The sequence below is a fragment of the Blautia hominis genome, from assembly GCA_002270465.1.
Classification (GTDB): Bacteria; Bacillota; Clostridia; order Lachnospirales; family Lachnospiraceae; genus Blautia; species Blautia hominis.
In genome coordinates, this window is record NQOF01000002.1 from 785046 (window position 1) to 802813 (window position 17768).

The window sequence follows — 17768 nt, forward strand, 5'->3', positions numbered from 1 at the left end:
ATTCCGTATAATTATGTATAATGCCTGTTATTTGGAAAAAAGCACTAATAGTGAACGAACCACTGTTTTGAGTGGTTTATGCATAAGATGTATAATTATGCAGTGCAAATAAGGATATATTTTTTCCGAAAACGGGCGCAGTATTGCGGGAAGAAAAAGCGATTAGGTTTGTGGAATATATCCAAAAACGAGAGGAATAACATGAGAAAATTAGCTTTGAGTGATGAAATATTACTAAAAATCGAGAAGCCCGCCCGGTACATCGGGAACGAGGTCAATTCGGTAAATAAGGACGCAGAAAAGGTGGACGTGCGCTTCTGTATGTGTTTCCCGGACGTCTATGAAATCGGAATGTCCCATCTTGGAATTCAGATTTTATATGATATGTTCAATAAAAGAGAGGATGTATGGTGTGAGCGTGTCTATTCTCCTTGGCCTGATTTGGATGCGGTTATGCGTAAAGAGCAGATTCCGTTATTTGCGCTGGAGTCCCAGGACCCGATCAAAGATTTTGATTTTTTAGGCATAACCATCCAGTATGAAATGTGTTACACAAACATACTGCAGATCCTGGATTTAAGCCAGATGCCTCTTCGCGCCAAAGACAGGGGAGAGGAATATCCTATTGTCATTGGCGGAGGACCCTGTACCTATAATCCGGAACCGCTGGCGGAATTTTTTGATGTCTTCTATATCGGTGAAGGAGAAACTGTTTTTGATGAATTCCTGGATGCCTATAAGGAATACAAAAAAGCAGGAAAAAGTAAAAAAGAGTTTTTAGAACGCGCCGCAGAAATTCCGGGAATTTACGTTCCTGCCTTTTACGATGCATCCTATCATGAAGATGGAACACTTGCATCCTTTGCACCGAATAACGCTCATGCAAAACAGGAAATAGAAAAACAGGTTGTGATGAACCTTTCCGATGTCTGCTACCCGGAAAAGCCTATTGTACCATTTATTAAGGCCACACAGGATCGTGTCACTCTGGAAATCCAGCGGGGATGTATCCGTGGCTGTCGTTTCTGTCAGGCAGGAATGATCTACCGGCCTACCAGGGAGCGTGATGCGGAGTTTTTGAAAAAAACCGCCAGGTCCATGCTGGAAAATACCGGACATGAGGAAATTTCCTTAAGTTCCTTAAGCTCCAGTGATTATTCCAAACTGCCGGAATTGATAGATTACCTAATCGAGGAGTGTTCCGCGAGAAATGTAAATATTTCACTTCCCTCCCTGCGTATTGATGCATTTTCCCTGGACGTTATGAGCAAAGTGCAGGACATCAAGAAGAGCAGTCTTACTTTTGCACCGGAGGCGGGAACACAGCGTATGCGTGATGTCATCAATAAAGGGCTTACGGAGGAGGTCATCTTGAATGGTGCGGCAGAAGCGTTTGCAGGGGGCTGGACCAGAGTGAAATTGTATTTTATGCTTGGACTTCCAACAGAGACAGAGGAAGACATGAAAGGCATTGCCCATCTGGCTGAGGAGGTTGCAAAGAAATACTATGAAATTCCGAAAGAACAGCGCCGCGGCCGATGTCAGATAGTAGCCAGCACATCCTTTTTCGTACCGAAACCGTTTACACCTTTCCAGTGGGCTCCCATGTGCCGTAAAGAAGAGTATCTGGCGAAAGCAAAAGTAGTAAAAGATGAAATTCGTGCACAGTTAAATCAAAAGAGTATTAAATACAATTATCATGAGGCAGACGTCACTGTGCTGGAAGGTATTTTGGCAAGAGGAGACAGGCGTATCTGTGATGTGTTGGAAAAGGCTTATAAAAATGGCGCGATTTTTGATGCATGGTCTGAATATTTCCGCTATGATATTTGGATGAAAGCTTTTGAAGAGCTGGGGATCGACCCGGAATTCTATACGCTCAGGGAGCGTCCGTCCGATGAACTGTTCCCCTGGGATTTTATCCATGCGGGTGTATCAAAGAAATTCCTGCGCAAGGAATGGGAGAGAGCAAAAGAGGGAGTTGTAACACCTAACTGCCGTGTGAAATGTTCCGGCTGCGGGGCAGCTTCTTATAAAGGAGGTGTCTGCATTGAAGGTTAGAGTAAAATTTGCAAAAGAAGGGGCTATGAAATTCATCGGCCACCTGGATATTATGCGGTATTTTCAGAAAGCGGTAAAACGCGCAGGGCTGGATGCTGCTTTTTCTGAGGGATACAGTCCTCATATGATCATGTCATTCGCTTCCCCCCTGGGCGTAGGGATAACCAGTACAGGTGAATACTTTGATCTGGAGCTGAAAAGTGTGTATTCATCAAAAGAAATGGTAAATAAGCTGAACGAAGCCATGGTGGAGGGTATGCGCATTTTAAGCGTCCGCCAGGTAGAGGAAGGAAAAGCCGGAAAGGCAATGTCTCTTGTGGCTGCTGCAGATTATGTAATTACTTTCCGGGAGGGAAAGGAACCGTCAGAGGACTGGAAGCAAAGAATTACCGGGTTTATGGACCAGCCATGCATTTCTATTGTGAAAAAAACAAAGAAAAGTGAAAAGGAAGTAGATATTCGTCCGTTTATATATGATATGGAAGAAAAAGAGGGGAGCATTTGTCTGACTTTGGCGGCAGGAAGCTCCAACAACACAAAACCGGAGCTTGTGATGGAAGCTTTCTGTGGTTTTTTAGGCGTACCTTACGATCAATGGGATTTTATGGTGCATAGAAGTGAATTATACGCCGATACCGGCACGGAAGAGGAGCGGAATCTTGTGCCGCTGGAAGATCTGGGTGAGGAAATTGAGTAAACTGATCCTAACCCCTATGGATATTTCCGGCAGGAAACGGTTGACAGCAGCCCTGGTAAAGGATGGACGAATCTGCCAGCTTAATTTATGCCGGTTTGAACATAAGAGTATTCTGGGTAATATTTATGTGGGTAAAGTGAAAAATATCACAGAAAACATCCGTGCTGCTTTTATAGAGATTGCAGATGGCATCATGTGTTATTATTCCATGGATGAGAAAGCAGTTCCGCTTTACATGAATAAAAAGAAAAGCGGAAAGCTGAAACCGGGCGATGAACTTTTGGTACAGGTGTGCAGGGAGCCGATCAGGGGAAAACTTCCCTGTGTGACCTGTGATCTGAATTTTTCCGGAAGATATCTGGTCGTGACGGCTGTTTGGGCAAAGCTGGGTTTTTCAGGCAAATTAAGTGCAGAGGAGAAAAGAAGGCTCAAAGAGATTCTGCAGCCTATTTTGCCGGATGATGCCGGGGTTATTGTACGCACCAACAGCAGAAATGCATCCGAAGAAGATTTACAGTCTGAATTGGAACGTCTTTTAGAATGCCTCCGGCAGGTAAAGGAAAAGGCTGCAACCAGAACCTGCTTTTCTCTCATTCATGAAAATCTGCCGGAATATCTGCAGGTTCTGCAAAATGTTTATGAACAGGATTTAGAGGAGATTGTCACTGACAACAAAGAGCTTTACGCGCAGATCTCCCATTATCTGGAGTATTATGGAATGACGGACAATAGGCTGCGTCTTTATGAGGATAAACTTTTGCCGTTGTCCCGCTTATATTCTCTGGAAACGGTTCTTAAAGAAGCTTTATCCGAAAAGGTTTGGCTGAAGTCCGGCGCATTTCTGGTCATCCAGCAGACAGAGGCGTTTGTGTCCATTGATGTGAACACCGGAAAATATACCGGAAAAAAAGATTATCAGGAGACATTTCGGAAGATCAATCTGGAGGCTGCAAAGGAGATCGCGAGACAACTGCGTCTCCGTAATCTGTCCGGTATGATCTTAATAGATTTTATCAATTTGAAAGAGCAGAAAGATAAAGAGGAACTGCTGTACACTTTACAGAGATACCTGAATCAGGATCCGGTAAAGGGGAATGTGGTGGATATTACAAAACTAAATATTGTGGAAGTCACCCGCAAAAAAATAAGGAAATCCCTGGCAGAAGAGCTTCGGGAAGAATATCAGGAAAGTGTAAGGTAATCATAGTTATGAAAGTAAAATCCATGCTTACAACGCTGTGTTATATTGAAAAAGGAGACAGCTATCTGATGCTGCACCGCATTAAAAAGGAGTCTGATGTAAATAAGGACAAATGGATAGGTGTAGGCGGACATTTTGAGGAGGACGAAAGTCCGGAGGACTGTCTTTTGCGGGAAGTGAAAGAGGAGACCGGACTGACACTCACCTCATACAAATTCAGAGGTATTGTCACATTTATTTTCAAACCCCTTACAGGGGAACCGGACACGGAATATATGTGTCTGTACACAGCAGATGGATATGAAGGCACTCTTTGTGCCTGCAATGAAGGCATTCTGGAATGGGTGCAGAAAAAAGAAGTGCTGAATCTGAACCTTTGGGAGGGGGACAAGATATTCTTCAAGCTTTTAGAGGAGGAACATCCTTTCTTTTCCCTGAAATTAATGTACCAGGGAGATACATTACGCGAGGCGGTGTTAGATGGAAAACGGATACAATGATTTTATGAACCCTCATAAGAAAAAACTGAAGCCGGTACATGGGATTCTTCTTTTTGTTCTGGTTATGGTTTCCTACTATACAATTATTGCCTGGATGCAGATGAGATTCGGAATGTACGGACTGGCCATGACAGAGCTATATCTGCTCTTACTGTCTGTGGGGATCACAGTTCTTGCCGGCGGGGATTTTGCGGAAGTCTTTCCGGTTAAAAAACCGTCATGGAGTAAAATATTTGGGACACTTCTGCTTTGGGCCGGGGCCTATGCTTTGGTCCTTCCGGCAACCATGGTGATCGCATGGCTGTTTCCGGAGCAGATGTTTGGCACAAGCAGCGCCTTAAATGATATAATTGCAAGCGTACCGCTGCTGGTTTCAATCTTTATTACGGCTGTCATGCCTGCCGTCTGTGAGGAAGCCATGCACAGAGGGGTGATTCTTCACAGTCTCAAAAGTCTGAAACGGGAGTGGGTGATCGTGCTGATCATGGGAATCCTTTTTGGGCTTTTTCACGGGAGTGTATGGCGTTTTGTTCCGACTGCGCTTTTGGGCGGTGCTTTATCCTGGCTGATGCTCAGAACAGAAAATATGGTCTACCCGGCACTGTTCCATTTTGCAAATAATTTCCTGCCCACACTTCTCTCTTTTGGACAGACCAATAGCGATACTGCAGCCAGTGCAGAATACTTGATGGAAGCGGGAATTCCGGTGGCTGCCCTGGGTATCTATGTGGCTGTAGGCTGCGCGGCGCCATTTGCTCTTTATACTGCCGGTTATCTGATACGAAGGGAAAAAGGCAGAAAGGTGCCTTATTTTCCGAAAGAACATCAGACTTTTTGGATCGTATTTCTGACGGTATGTTCTGTAGTACCGGCTATGATAGGCGGAATATTGTTTTTGTACGGGGTTTTCTTTGACGATTCCCTGTGGCAGATGATAAGACAGAGTCCCATAGAAAATTTCTCTGTTTTTCTAACAAATTTCTTGTAAAATTTTCAAGTTCATCTTGACGAACAGGTATTCTTGTGCTATTATAAGCGAGTATGCCGCACAAAGAGGTTAGAAGCGCTGTGAAAGAGTCAGCCACCATATTTTGGCGAGTAATGATAATAGGAGGTGCCATATGTACGCAATTATTGCAACAGGTGGTAAACAGTACAAAGTAGCCGAAGGCGATGTTATCAGAGTAGAAAAACTTGGAGCAGAAGCTGGAGAAACTGTTACATTTGACCAGGTCCTTGCCGTAAACAATGATGGGTTAAAAGTTGGTGAAGACGTAGCAAGCGCTACTGTAACCGCGTCTGTAGTTGAAAACGGTAAAGCTAAAAAGGTTATCGTTTACAAATATAAACCGAAAACCGGATACCACAAGAAAAACGGTCACAGACAGCAGTACACCAAAGTTAAGATTGAAAAAATCAACGCTTAATTATGACGTACATTACGTTTTATCAGGACAGTGACGGTGTTGTGACAGGCTTTGACACCAGTGGACATGCCGGATATGCCAGGCAGGGTGAGGATATCATCTGTGCGGCAATTTCCGCTCTTGTCATCAATGCGGTGAATTCCATTGAACAGTTTACAGAGGATGCTTTTAAAGTGGATGTGGACAGAGAAAATGGCGGCATCGTATTTAGGCTGGAGGCAAAACCTTCCAAAGAAGCAGCGTTGTTGCTGAATTCCCTCATTCTCGGATTGCAGAGAATGGAAGACGAAGAAGAAAACAGACAATATATTGATGTCATATTCGAGGAGGTGTAAGGACATGTTAAGAATGGACCTTCAATTTTTCGCTCATAAAAAAGGTGTAGGTTCTACCAAGAACGGTAGAGATTCCGAATCCAAAAGACTGGGTGCAAAAAGAGCAGACGGACAGTTTGTAAAAGCCGGAAACATCCTTTACAGACAGCGCGGAACAAAAATTCATCCGGGTGTGAATGTAGGACGCGGTGGCGACGACACTTTATTTGCATTAGTAGATGGTGTTGTTCGTTTTGAAAGAAAAGGCAGAGACAAAAAACAGGTTTCTGTAGTACCGGTAACAGCAGAGTAACAATAGAATTTACGCTTGGCGGATTTTCTGTTGTAGTGAATTAAGGGAGGCTTCAAATCGTTCTGGTTTGAAGCCGCTTTTTTTAGCAATATATCTGCCAAGGCAGATTTAGAAAGTCAGAGGTTTTTATGTTTGCAGACAGAGCAAAAATCACAATCCGTTCCGGAAAAGGCGGAGACGGCCATGTGAGTTTCCGAAGAGAACTGTATGTTGCCAATGGCGGTCCTGATGGTGGAGACGGCGGCAGAGGCGGAGATGTTATCTTTGAAGTGGATAAAGGTCTGAATGCCCTGACCGATTATCGGCATAAACGCAAATATGCGGCAGAGAACGGACAGGAAGGCGGCAAGAAAAGATGTCATGGCGCCGACGGCAAGGACATTATCCTGAAAGTTCCGGAAGGAACCGTGATCAAGGACGCAGATTCCGGCAAAGTCATTGCTGACATGTCAGGAGAAAACAAAAGACAAATCGTATTAAAAGGCGGAAGAGGCGGCAAAGGGAATATGAACTATGCCACAGCTACCATGCAGGTGCCCAAATATGCCCAGCCGGGACAGCCGGCGCAGGAGCTGGCTGTTATGCTGGAGCTGAAAGTGATAGCGGATGTGGGACTGATTGGATTTCCCAATGTGGGAAAATCAACGCTGCTTACAAGAGTGAGCAATGCCAGACCGCAGATTGCCAATTATCACTTTACAACGATTAATCCTCATCTGGGAGTGGTGGATTTGGAGGGCTGTGACGGATTTGTCATCGCAGATATTCCAGGTTTGATCGAAGGGGCCTCAGAGGGTGTGGGACTTGGTCATCAGTTTCTGCGCCATATTGAGAGAACCCGTGTGTTGATCCATCTGGTGGATGCGGCATCCACAGAGGGAAGAGACCCCATTGATGATATTTATAAAATTAACAAGGAACTGGAAGCCTATGATCCTAAACTCATGGAACGTCCCCAGGTGATCGCAGCCAACAAGACGGACATGATCTACAGTGAGGATGAAGACCCGGTTGAGCGCATCAGACAGGAGTTTGAGTCTCAGGGAATCAAAGTGTTCTCCATTTCTGCGGCAACAGGAAAAGGCCTGAAGGAGCTTCTTTATCACGTGAAGAGCCTTCTGGATAAGATTGATAAGGAACCGGTTATTTTTGAACAGGAATTTTTCCCGGAAGATATGCTGATCGCTGAAAATCTTCCATACACCGTAAAACAGGATGAAGAGGACGAGCACTTGTTTTATATTGAAGGGCCAAAGATTGAGAAGATGCTGGGTTATACCAATCTGGATTCAGAAAAGGGATTTTCTTTCTTCCAGAGATTCTTAAAGGATAGTGGTATTCTGGAAGACCTGGAAGCAGCCGGAATTGAAGAGGGCGACACTGTACGGATGTATGGCTTTGATTTTGATTATTACAAATAGGAGATAACATGACAAGTAAACAGAGGGCTTATTTAAAAAGTCTTGCTATGACCATGGATCCCATCCTGCAGATTGGAAAATCCAGCCTGACACCGGAGAATACGGCGTCTGTAGCGGAAGCGCTGGAAGCCAGAGAACTGATTAAGATAAATGTACTTCAGAACTGTATGGACGATCCGAAGCAAATTGCAGAGGTGCTGGCTGAGAGGACAAAATCCCAGGTGGTACAGGTGATTGGCAAGAAAATAGTTTTATATAAAGAAGGAAAAAAAGAAAAGAAGAAAATATTTCTTCCATAATAGGATATCCTGATAAGAGGAACAGTCATGTGCGAGAAAAGAAAACGAGTGGGCATCATGGGAGGGACATTTGATCCCATCCATATTGGACATCTGATTTTGGGCGAGACAGCCTATGAGCAGTTTGACTTAGACCAGGTACTTTTTATGCCTGCAGGAAATCCTCCCCATAAGAGAAGGCGCCTTCACAGGGCAACGGATGAACAGCGCAGCGAAATGGTGAGAAGAGCAATTGCTTCAAATCCGCACTTCTCCCTCTCTTTGGAGGAGATGAATGAAGATGGATTCACATACACGTACAGAACTCTGGAGCGTTTGAAGGCAGAGCACCCGGATACAGATTATTTTTTTATACTGGGCGCGGATTCTCTTTTTGACTTTGACAAATGGAGGGAGCCTGGAAGAATATGCAGGGCGTGTACCGTGGTGGCGGCAACGCGAAATCATACCAGCCAGGAACGTCTGGATGAAGCGATCCGTTTCCTGGAGGAGAAATACAGCGGAACTTTCCGCAAACTGAATTCCCTGAATATTGATATATCGTCAGCCATGCTCCGCTCCTGGATCGCGGGACAGAGGACAATAAAGTATTATGTGCCTGACAATGTGATCGCATATATCAGGGAGAACCATATTTACGAGGAATGTGATACAGATGAATTATGATTTGAAAGCCTTTTCAAAAAAGCTGAAGAAACATTTCGATGAAGAGCGTTATATACACACTCTTGGGGTTATGTATACAGCGGCGGCTTTGGCTATGGCCCACGGCGGTGATTTGGAAAAGGCCCAGACAGCAGGGCTGCTTCATGACTGTGCAAAATGTATACCTAACGATAAGAAGCTGAAGCTGTGTGAAAAAAAGAATATTCCAGTTTCGGAGATAGAAAAACAAGCACCATTTCTTCTGCATGCAAAACTTGGAGTTTATATAGCCAGGAAAAAATATGATGTAGAGGATAAAGAGATTCTGTCTGCTGTCCGCTGGCACACTACAGGCAAGCCTGAGATGTCACAGCTTGAACAAATCATATATCTGGCAGACTATATAGAGCCTGGCAGAGATAAGGCACCAAATCTGCTTAAAGTACGCAGACTAGCTTTCGAGGATCTGGATGAGTGTATGTATGAGGTGTTAAAGGATACACTGGACTATCTTGGCAGCAATCCAAAGACTCTGGATCCTGCTACAAAAGAAGCATTTATTTATTACGAGAAAATTCATAACAGTAAAATACAGAAGGAGGCGAATATATGAACAGCAAAGAAATTGCGCGGATGGCATGTGAGGCACTGGAAGACAAAAAAGCGCTGGAAGTAAAGATTATCAATATTGAAAAGGTATCTACTCTGGCAGATTATTTTATTATTGCCAGCGGAAGCAACCGGAATCAGGTACAGGCTATGGCAGATAATGTGGAAGAAATTCTTGGAAAAGCACAGATTGAGCCAAAACAGATTGAAGGCTATCAAAATGCAAACTGGATTCTGATGGATTACAGGGATGTGGTTATCCATATCTTTGATGAAGAAAACCGCCTTTTCTACGATTTGGAAAGAATCTGGAGAGATGGTTCCCTGATTGAAAAAGAAGAACTGGATAAATAGATAAATAGAAACCACGCCTTGCCGGTTATCTATTATCATGGTTAATTATAAGAGCTGCCGTGTAGAAGGAGACTTCTGCACGGCGGCTTTTATATTATACTGTGTTGTATGTACCTTGTTTCTGATGACGGGAATTTTGCGGTTTAACATTACTTCATGAATCGGAAAACCCCAATTACCTTTCCCAGTACCTGGAACTGCTGCTCCGGATATATCACAATAGGATCCATATAGTCGTTCTCCGGCTGGAGACGGATATGATCTTTTTCTTTATAAAATGTTTTGATCGTTGCTGAGTCATCAACCAAAGCAACAATCTTATCGCCGTTCTCGGCATTCTCCTGTTTCTCGACGACTACATAGTCTCCGCTGAATATACCTGCATTGACCATACTGTCCCCCTGTACGACCAGCATAAATGTCTGTTTGTTGGGCATATATTCAGACGGGATTGGGAAATAGCCTTCTACGTTCTGTACGGCAAGCAGCGGTTCTCCGGCTGCGACCTTGCCGATAATCGGTACATTTATGGTCTCTCTTCTGACGAGATTGAAGTTATCATCTACAATTTCAATTGCCCGCGGCTTGGTGGGGTCTCTTCTTATATATCCGTTTTTCTCCAGCGTTTCCAGATGGGAGTGTACAGAAGAGGTGGACTTTAAATTGACTGCCTCACAGATTTCACGTACAGACGGCGGAAAACCGCGGTTAAGGATTTCGTTCTTCATATATTCTAAAATTTCGGATTGTTTTTTGCTGATTTTTCCATATGACATATGTAATACCTCCGGTTCTGATCTGATTGGGGTGTGTTTTTGGAGCGATATGGTTTGCTGCCCATGCAATTACTTAAAAATATAATAACATATTTTGATATGAAATGCAAACAGATATTCGGAATATTTGTTCGATTACTATTGACAAACGTGTGTTCTTGTATTATGATTGGTTATAGAAAATAGAACGCATGTTCGCGAACATATATTTGCATGTACGAAGGAGAAAAGCTATGAGGGAAAGCAGAAAAAGAGCAAGAAGACGGAGAACAAACAGAGCAAAACTTTTGGGGATCGGTTTTTTAGCTTTGGTGATAACATTGATTTTTTCCATCCGGGCAGCCGCTACAGCCAATGCGGGAACTGCTGACAGCAGCCGGACCAAATATTATGCCAGTATCCAGATAGAGAAAGGTACCAGTCTGTGGGAGATAGCTGGTGATTATATGACGGAAGAATACAATTCTGAGCAGGAATATATAGAGGAAGTAATACAGATGAATCATTTGGAAAGTGATATTATCTATGAGGGTGCTTATCTTTGTGTTCCTTATTATTCTTCCGAACAAAAGTGAGGGGGAGCTGTGCGTGGAATATAAAGCTTCTGTCTGCAGACAGCGGTTTTGGGTGCTGTTTTCCATAGGGATGCCATACGATACGCTTCAAGACCAGCCTTACGCACCTCAGCGCTAAACAGGTGTATTTCCCAGGTGCTGCACGATGTACGCAAAATCCCCAAATTCTAGGTTGGCTGGCTCCGGAATGCAGTTAGTAGTATTCCTTGCCCGGCAAGACAGAACGGCCATAATGGGCGTACCGGTGCATTGCGAAGCGTGTTGCTGAAAAAAATGTAATTTGATCAAACTGTGAAATTTGATCAAACTGTGAACAGTGACATATGAAACATTGTTTGTATGCATATGGTCATGTCCGCTTTTTTGTGATAAGATAAAAATCAAGTATAGGAAGGATGCTGTTCAAAGGGATGGGATTTTACAGTATGTGAGCAGTGGCATCCGGTTACTATACGGCAATATAGCACAGATGATAAATCACAATAGAGACGGGCGGATACGTGCAGAGGGAAATTTATGAATCGAAAGAAAGTGACATCAACAGATGTGGCCAAGAGGGCAGGGGTATCCCAGGCCACAGTATCAATGGTTCTGAATCAGAAGTACAATGTCTCCTTTTCCAGAGAGACCATCAAAAAAGTTGAACAGGCAGCAAAGGAGTTAGGATATACCAATGAGAAGAAACCGCGTGCCTCCAGAATACGCATGCGTGGTACCATATTTGTTGTCTGTCCTAATTTTACAAATCCCTATTATTTTTCGCTGATACAAGGGATAGAAAAGACAGCGCAGAAAAATAAATTTGATGTTTTTCTATGCAATACCAGAAGGGATTATCAGACAGAAGAGAAGTATTTAAAAAAGATAGAAAAACTGAATCCTTCTGGGGTTATCTATACTTTTGCACCTACTTTTCCGGAATCCCTGCAGAATGTGTCGAAGAAAATCCCTGTGGTTCTGATCGGTGAGAAGGATGTGGTGTCAGGGATTGATACCGTGGAATTGAACAGTGAAAAAATGGGGCGTATGCTTGCAGAGTATTTACTGGGACTGGGGCACCGTAAAGTTGGATTCATTTCAACCCCCTTGACAGAACGGCAGTCAGCCCGCAGAGCAAGAATCAAAGGCTTTTGCGAGACTTTTGCGGAAGCTGGCTGTTCCGATGGGGTATATGTAAGAAGCCTTCCGAAAGAAATGGACATTATGTTTCAGGAAATTGACATGGAATACAGGACAGGATATGAACTGACATTGGAACTGATCCAGCAGGTGCCCCAGATTACCGCGATCGCAGGAACGAACGATATGGTTGCCCTGGGTATCAGGGATGCATTGTTGAAGGAGAAATACAGGATACCGGAAGATATTTCAGTAATTGGATGTGATAATCTTCTTTTTTCAGGTCTCAGAGGAATTGACCTCACAACCGTGGAACATTATGTTTCAAAAAAAGGCGAGGACGCCTGTGAGATCCTTATACAGGAGATGGGAGAACAGAAGGCTAAAAATAACAGCAGTGGAGAAAATATGGTTCATCATATTGAATATGAACCACGACTTGTAGTAAGAGGCAGCAGTTCTTATCCGAAATTAAAATAGATGGTCTGAAAAAGTAGGAGCGATTGAAATACTTGGATGGTTACAAGTCGAACTTAGGGGACCACCAATGTCAGCATTCAGATTCAAAATCTAAAATGCGAGATCAAAAAATACATAAAATAGCTTGTATCAAAAATAGGCAAAAGGCATTTGGAAGATTGAATACATCATATTCTGCAATTGTGCATGAGAAAAAGATGTATTCGGTTTGAGAGATGTCTTTTGCTTTTTTAGTTTTACTTGTTAAAAATGGCAGCAATCTATTTTTTTATAGACGTTATAGGTGCGGATGAAAAAAGGTAACAGATGTGGTGGGGTTCCGACCCCTTCATGAACAGAGCAGTAGTAATATAAATATTAATAGATTTATAGATTCTTATTTATTCTTGAAAATAATTGTAAAAAAGTGTATTATATACTATATAACACCACTGATTGATGGGAAACAGCAAAAATAAGAATAAATAAGCGCAAAGCAAGAACAATATAAGATAAAATAAGAAGAAATAAGTGAGAGGCGGGCACAAATAAGAAATAAGAATTGAAAATCAATTTAAATTATTCCCACATTTATAAAAGCGCGATGCAACAAACAGTATCGGTCCAACATAGAAATAAAGACATTGTTTGTTTTTTACTCGCTGGCAGGGCCTGGAAAGGAGACAGAAGCCATGTTCATGGAAGAACGTCAAAAGATGATTGTCGAGATGGTAAACAAATCCGGTCACATCTCAGTTAATGAAATACAGGAGCGATTTCATGTATCCTCCGATTGTGTCAGAAGAGACCTGCGTTCTCTGGAAAGCAGAGGATTAATAAAAAGAACACATGGAGGTGCGATCAGCACTGGCCCAAAAGGGAAATATCCGGAGGAACTGTATAATCCCAAAGAGATTTCTGATATGAATGAACTCTGCCTTGCAGCGGCAAAAAAAGCGGTAGAATACATTGTGGAAAATGACGTAGTATATCTGACTACCTCTGTGGTTGGTTATTATATGGCAAAATATCTGCCAGCAGATTTTTCCTTCACGGTAGTCACCAACTCCGTGACAGTGGCAGACGAACTGCGGAAACATTTGAATGTGTCTGTCATACTACTTGGCGGGGAGATGTCCCACCGAGGGCACTGCCATGATTTCTATACAATGCAGATGATGAAAAATATAAGTCTGGATAAAGCTTTTTTGTCACATACAGCCTTGTCAATTGAAAATGGAGCATCTATACATAACAGTGCCGGAGTGGAATTTGGAAGGCTGATCATGAAAAACAGCTCTATGAACATAGGCGTGTATCCTTCCGAAAAATTGGGGAAAAATTCAATTCACTCAGTTTGCTCAATCACCGCATATGATCTTCTGATTACCGATGACCAGGTGTCTGAAGACTTTGTCATGCAGGCAGAAAGATTAAAAGTAAAGGTTGACATTGCGGTTGTATAAAGGATTCGTCCGAATGTCTGCTGCGCTAGGAGGAAAAATGTATTGTATATTAGTGAGCGGGATACCCGCGTCCGGTAAGACTGTCCTGGCAGAGTATTTGTCAGCATCCCTGCATATTCCGGTGGTTTCAAAGGACAAGATCAAAGAAATTTTATTTGATACTATTGGTTTTCGCTCCAGAACAGAAAAAGTTGCGCTTGGAACAGGAGCAATGGAGGCTATGTATTATTTTGCTGGCCAGATGATGAGGGCAGGACAGCCGTTCCTGCTGGAAAATAATTTTGAAAACGTCTCAAGACCGGGAATTCAGTCATTGCTTGAAAAATATGGTTATCAGGCTGTAACGGTTCGTCTTACCGGGGACTATAACGTTCTATTCAATAGGATGATAGAAAGAAATAATTCACCAGACAGACACAAAGGCCATATTGTTAATGATTATTATCAAAAGCCGGAAATAAAACTAGAAACAAACCTAAAAGCAAAAGCCAACCCAGTAACAAACCTAAAAACAAAACCAGAAGCCAGCCCAGAAACAAACTTCAAAGCAAACCCGGAAATAAACCAAAAAACAAAACCAGAAGCCAACCCAGAAACAAAAACAAAAGCCAACCCAGTAACAAACCCAAAAACAAAACCAGAAGGAAACCCAGAAATAAACCCAAAAACAAACCCGGAAATAAACATACAGCCAGTTCTCACTCAGGAAGAGTTTATCCGGGGAATTACAGAGCGAGGGATGGTAGAGTTTCAGCTTCCGGGACCAGTTATGGAGATTGACACAACAGACTTTTCAAAAGTGGATTTGCGGCATGTGACAGAAGAACTGCGAAATATAATATCCGACCTAAAACTGCAATGACTGCAATGAGGGCTGCAGTTTGGTAAAAGAATTTATAATTCAAATTATTAATAATACTATCAGTTAATAATTTGAATGGTAGTTTGACATTCTTTAAGATTCTGCTATAGTAAAAACATAGGGTGGGTGAAAATTCAGTACCAATACCCAAAATAGAATCTGACAGAAAGGATCAGAGTGTGGCGCACAGCTTGTTGTTATTTACGCAATGCTGTACTAGATGAAAGTAATGTTTCGCCGCACTCCGGAGCAAAACAATGGAAAAGACAAACTGGAAAAAATATTTGGAGAAACCATATCACTGTTCCTGTGGAAAGACGCATGTGTGCAGCATTGAGGATATTATCATTGAGGAGAATGCCATTGAGCGTCTTCCTGAAATTTTGGGAAAGCATGACTATAAAAAATTCTGTGTGGTCAGTGATATCAATACACAAGAGGTGGCCGGGGAAAAAGTATGTGCAGTGCTGGATAAGACCGCAATTCCATATCAGACAATTGTTTTTCAGGATAAGGAGCTTGTGCCGGATGAGGAGGCAGTCACATATTTTCTTACAGAGATTGACAGGGACTGTGATCTGATCATCGGCGTGGGATCTGGTACTATCAACGATTTATGCCGTTTTATCAGTTTTAAGATGAATCTGGATTATTATATTGTGGGTACAGCACCGTCAATGGACGGCTATGCCTCCAATGTTTCACCGCTTATAATCAAGCATCTGAAAACTACATATGAAGCCCATACAGCAAAAGTGATAATCGGAGATCTGGATATTCTGGCTCAGGCACCGCTGTCCATGATCGCTGCTGGCGCAGGGGATATTCTGGGGAAATATGTCTGCCTGACAGACTGGCAGCTTGCTCATATTATTAATGGGGAATATTACTGTCCGGAGATGGCTGCAATGGTGAGGGAATCTATCCAGAAGGTAGTAGATCATGCAGAGAGGGCAGCAAAAAGGGAGAAAGAGGCAGTGGCAGCCATTATGGAAGGTCTTGTGCTCAGCGGTATTGTCATGAGCTATATCGGCAATTCCAGGCCTGCATCAGGAAGTGAGCATCACATGTCTCATTACTGGGAAATGATGTTTCTGCTTGACCGGCAGCCGGATCCCCTTCACGGCACAAAGGTGGGAATCGGAACTGTGGCTGCTATCAAGATGTATGAAAAACTGCGGGAGCTTGGCAAAGATGCAGTGCCAGGCAGCGCACCGCATTTTGACTACAATACCTGGAGCGAAGAGATTGAGACAGCCTACGGACCGGCAGCGCCTGGTGTCCTGAAATTGGAGCAGTCCATCGGAAAAAATAAAAATGAGGAAGTAACAAGAAGAAGAGCGGCTTATCTGCAGCACTTGGATAAGATTCAGGCGCTGATCGATGAGCTGCCAAAGGCGGAGACCATCATTGACATTCTGAAGTCAATGGACGCGCCATATTATCCGGAGCAGATCAAGGTGACAAAAGATGTTTTCAAACGGAGCATATATTATGCGAAAGATTTGAGAAACCGTTTTGGGCTTCTGCAGCTTTTATTTGACCTGGAGCTTCAGGAAGGATTCAGTAATGACCTGATCAAAGAAATATATAAGGCATAAATCACATTGCACTGCCCCTCCTGTTTGTGATAAACTGGAAGCAATGATAAAAAAAGGAGCTTAGAGTCATGAGACAGATTTTGGAGAACGAATTTCTGAGAGTATCCATAGAGGACCACGGTGCTGAATTAGTCAGTGTGTATGATAAGGAAAATGAGAGAGAAGAGTTATGGCAGGCAAAACCACCTTATTGGAACCGCCACGCGCCTGTTCTCTTTCCAAATGTAGGAAAGCATCACAACGATACATACCGTCTGCAGGGACGGGAATTCCATACCAGCCAGCATGGATTTGCCAGAGACAGGGAGTTTGCCTGTATCAGCAGGACAGATTCGGCCCTTACCCATAAACTGGTTTCGGATGAGGACACCAGAAGCTATTTTCCCTTTGATTTTGAATTTCATATCACACACCGTCTGGAGGATAGGAAGCTTACCGTGGAATGGAATGTGGTGAACAACAGTGGAGATACCATGTATTTCACCATCGGTGGACATCCCGGTTTCAACGTTCCCATTCTGCAGGGCAGTAAACAGACCGATTATTACCTTTTGTTTAAAGAGGGGCCGGCGCTCAAATACAAACTGGTGTATGGGGACAGCGGTACGGCAGATGCTTCCAAAGAATACACGCTGCATCTGGAAGAGGCGGACGGATATTACAGATGCCCCATTACAGATCATATGTTTGACAGGGATGCCCTGATCTTTGATGATACGCAGGTTGAATGGGTGGGAATCGGATACCCCGACGGAAGACCTTATGTGACCATGGAGTGCGAAGGGTTTACCAATTTCGGCATCTGGACAATGCCGGGAGGACCTTATATCTGTCTGGAACCATGGATGGGGCGCTGTGATGACTATGGTTTCACAGGAGATATTTCTGAAAAACCGGATATTATTTCTCTGAAAAAAGGAGATACTTTTCATAAGGGTTATTGCCTTACTTTTCACAGATAAGCGGACGGGACTTTGGAACTTATAAAAAGAAGATTAAAAAGCTGCAGGGCAGAAATGTTCGGCAGCTTTTTTGTAGAGATTTTGTAGAGAATTATTTGTTATCCTGA

General features: G+C 43.1%; 20 protein-coding genes. 19 read left to right on the top strand and 1 reads right to left on the bottom strand.

Going from position 1 to position 17768, the window contains the following annotated elements:
- Positions 1–201 precede the first annotated feature (201 nt).
- From CI595_RS09565 to rsfS, 13 genes are all read left to right on the top strand, one after another.
- Positions 202–2061: a TIGR03960 family B12-binding radical SAM protein gene (locus tag CI595_RS09565; protein ID WP_095173014.1), complete on the top strand. Its 1860-nt coding sequence runs from the start codon at positions 202–204 to the stop codon at positions 2059–2061.
- Positions 2051–2758 carry a TIGR03936 family radical SAM-associated protein gene (locus CI595_RS09570; RefSeq protein ID WP_095173015.1) on the top strand — a complete coding sequence of 236 codons (708 nt, stop codon included), beginning with the start codon at positions 2051–2053 and terminating at the stop codon, positions 2756–2758. The genes CI595_RS09565 and CI595_RS09570 overlap by 11 nt, the downstream gene beginning before the upstream one ends.
- Positions 2742–3959 carry a ribonuclease E/G gene (locus tag CI595_RS09575; RefSeq protein ID WP_095173261.1) on the top strand — a complete coding sequence of 406 codons (1218 nt, stop codon included), beginning with the start codon at positions 2742–2744 and terminating at the stop codon, positions 3957–3959. The genes CI595_RS09570 and CI595_RS09575 overlap by 17 nt, the downstream gene beginning before the upstream one ends.
- 8 nt (positions 3960–3967) lie before the next feature.
- Positions 3968–4459 (top strand): NUDIX hydrolase, encoded by a 492-nt coding sequence (locus tag CI595_RS09580; protein ID WP_095173016.1) that lies wholly within the window; start codon positions 3968–3970, stop codon positions 4457–4459.
- The gene (locus tag CI595_RS09585; RefSeq protein ID WP_095173017.1) at positions 4440–5447 is read left to right on the top strand and encodes a CPBP family intramembrane glutamic endopeptidase; all 1008 of its coding nucleotides are present in this window, start codon (positions 4440–4442) and stop codon (positions 5445–5447) included. Before CI595_RS09580 ends, CI595_RS09585 begins: the two co-directional genes overlap by 20 nt.
- A gap of 133 nt (positions 5448–5580) precedes the next feature.
- Positions 5581–5886 carry a 50S ribosomal protein L21 gene (gene rplU, locus CI595_RS09590; protein WP_033139570.1) on the top strand — a complete coding sequence of 102 codons (306 nt, stop codon included), beginning with the start codon at positions 5581–5583 and terminating at the stop codon, positions 5884–5886.
- 2 nt (positions 5887–5888) lie between these two features.
- A complete protein-coding gene (locus tag CI595_RS09595; protein WP_095173018.1) occupies positions 5889–6221 on the top strand; it encodes a ribosomal-processing cysteine protease Prp in 333 nt (110 codons plus the stop codon).
- Positions 6222–6225: 4 nt separating this feature from the next.
- On the top strand, positions 6226–6513 hold the full coding sequence (rpmA, locus tag CI595_RS09600; RefSeq protein WP_018598162.1) for a 50S ribosomal protein L27: 288 nt from the start codon (positions 6226–6228) through the stop codon (positions 6511–6513).
- A gap of 128 nt (positions 6514–6641) precedes the next feature.
- Entirely contained in the window at positions 6642–7934 is a 1293-nt protein-coding gene (obgE, locus tag CI595_RS09605) for a GTPase ObgE (RefSeq protein WP_095173019.1), read from the top strand.
- A gap of 8 nt (positions 7935–7942) precedes the next feature.
- On the top strand, positions 7943–8233 hold the full coding sequence (gene yhbY / locus CI595_RS09610) for a ribosome assembly RNA-binding protein YhbY (protein ID WP_065541642.1): 291 nt from the start codon (positions 7943–7945) through the stop codon (positions 8231–8233).
- Positions 8234–8260: 27 nt separating this feature from the next.
- Positions 8261–8899 carry a nicotinate-nucleotide adenylyltransferase gene (gene nadD, locus CI595_RS09615; RefSeq protein WP_095173020.1) on the top strand — a complete coding sequence of 213 codons (639 nt, stop codon included), beginning with the start codon at positions 8261–8263 and terminating at the stop codon, positions 8897–8899.
- A complete protein-coding gene (yqeK, locus tag CI595_RS09620; RefSeq protein WP_095173021.1) occupies positions 8889–9491 on the top strand; it encodes a bis(5'-nucleosyl)-tetraphosphatase (symmetrical) YqeK in 603 nt (200 codons plus the stop codon). Before nadD ends, yqeK begins: the two co-directional genes overlap by 11 nt.
- Positions 9488–9841: a ribosome silencing factor gene (gene rsfS, locus CI595_RS09625; RefSeq protein ID WP_018598167.1), complete on the top strand. Its 354-nt coding sequence runs from the start codon at positions 9488–9490 to the stop codon at positions 9839–9841. Before yqeK ends, rsfS begins: the two co-directional genes overlap by 4 nt.
- 149 nt (positions 9842–9990) lie before the next feature.
- On the opposite strand, the gene lexA is transcribed toward rsfS, so the two are convergent.
- Positions 9991–10617 carry a transcriptional repressor LexA gene (gene lexA / locus CI595_RS09630; RefSeq protein ID WP_095173022.1) on the bottom strand — a complete coding sequence of 209 codons (627 nt, stop codon included), beginning with the start codon at positions 10615–10617 and terminating at the stop codon, positions 9991–9993.
- Between the two features lie 233 nt (positions 10618–10850).
- On the opposite strand from lexA, the gene CI595_RS09635 reads away from it, so the two are divergent.
- From CI595_RS09635 to CI595_RS09660, 6 genes are all read left to right on the top strand, one after another.
- Entirely contained in the window at positions 10851–11192 is a 342-nt protein-coding gene (locus tag CI595_RS09635) for a LysM peptidoglycan-binding domain-containing protein (RefSeq protein ID WP_095173023.1), read from the top strand.
- A gap of 516 nt (positions 11193–11708) precedes the next feature.
- Positions 11709–12791: a LacI family DNA-binding transcriptional regulator gene (locus tag CI595_RS09640; RefSeq protein ID WP_095173024.1), complete on the top strand. Its 1083-nt coding sequence runs from the start codon at positions 11709–11711 to the stop codon at positions 12789–12791.
- A gap of 671 nt (positions 12792–13462) precedes the next feature.
- On the top strand, positions 13463–14236 hold the full coding sequence (locus CI595_RS09645; protein ID WP_095173025.1) for a DeoR/GlpR family DNA-binding transcription regulator: 774 nt from the start codon (positions 13463–13465) through the stop codon (positions 14234–14236).
- A gap of 37 nt (positions 14237–14273) precedes the next feature.
- Positions 14274–15098 (top strand): P-loop nucleotide/nucleoside kinase family protein, encoded by an 825-nt coding sequence (locus tag CI595_RS09650; protein WP_095173026.1) that lies wholly within the window; start codon positions 14274–14276, stop codon positions 15096–15098.
- A gap of 257 nt (positions 15099–15355) precedes the next feature.
- The gene (locus tag CI595_RS09655) at positions 15356–16699 is read left to right on the top strand and encodes a sn-glycerol-1-phosphate dehydrogenase (RefSeq protein ID WP_095173027.1); all 1344 of its coding nucleotides are present in this window, start codon (positions 15356–15358) and stop codon (positions 16697–16699) included.
- 68 nt (positions 16700–16767) lie between these two features.
- A complete protein-coding gene (locus CI595_RS09660; protein WP_095173028.1) occupies positions 16768–17661 on the top strand; it encodes an aldose 1-epimerase family protein in 894 nt (297 codons plus the stop codon).
- Positions 17662–17768: the final 107 nt, after the last annotated feature.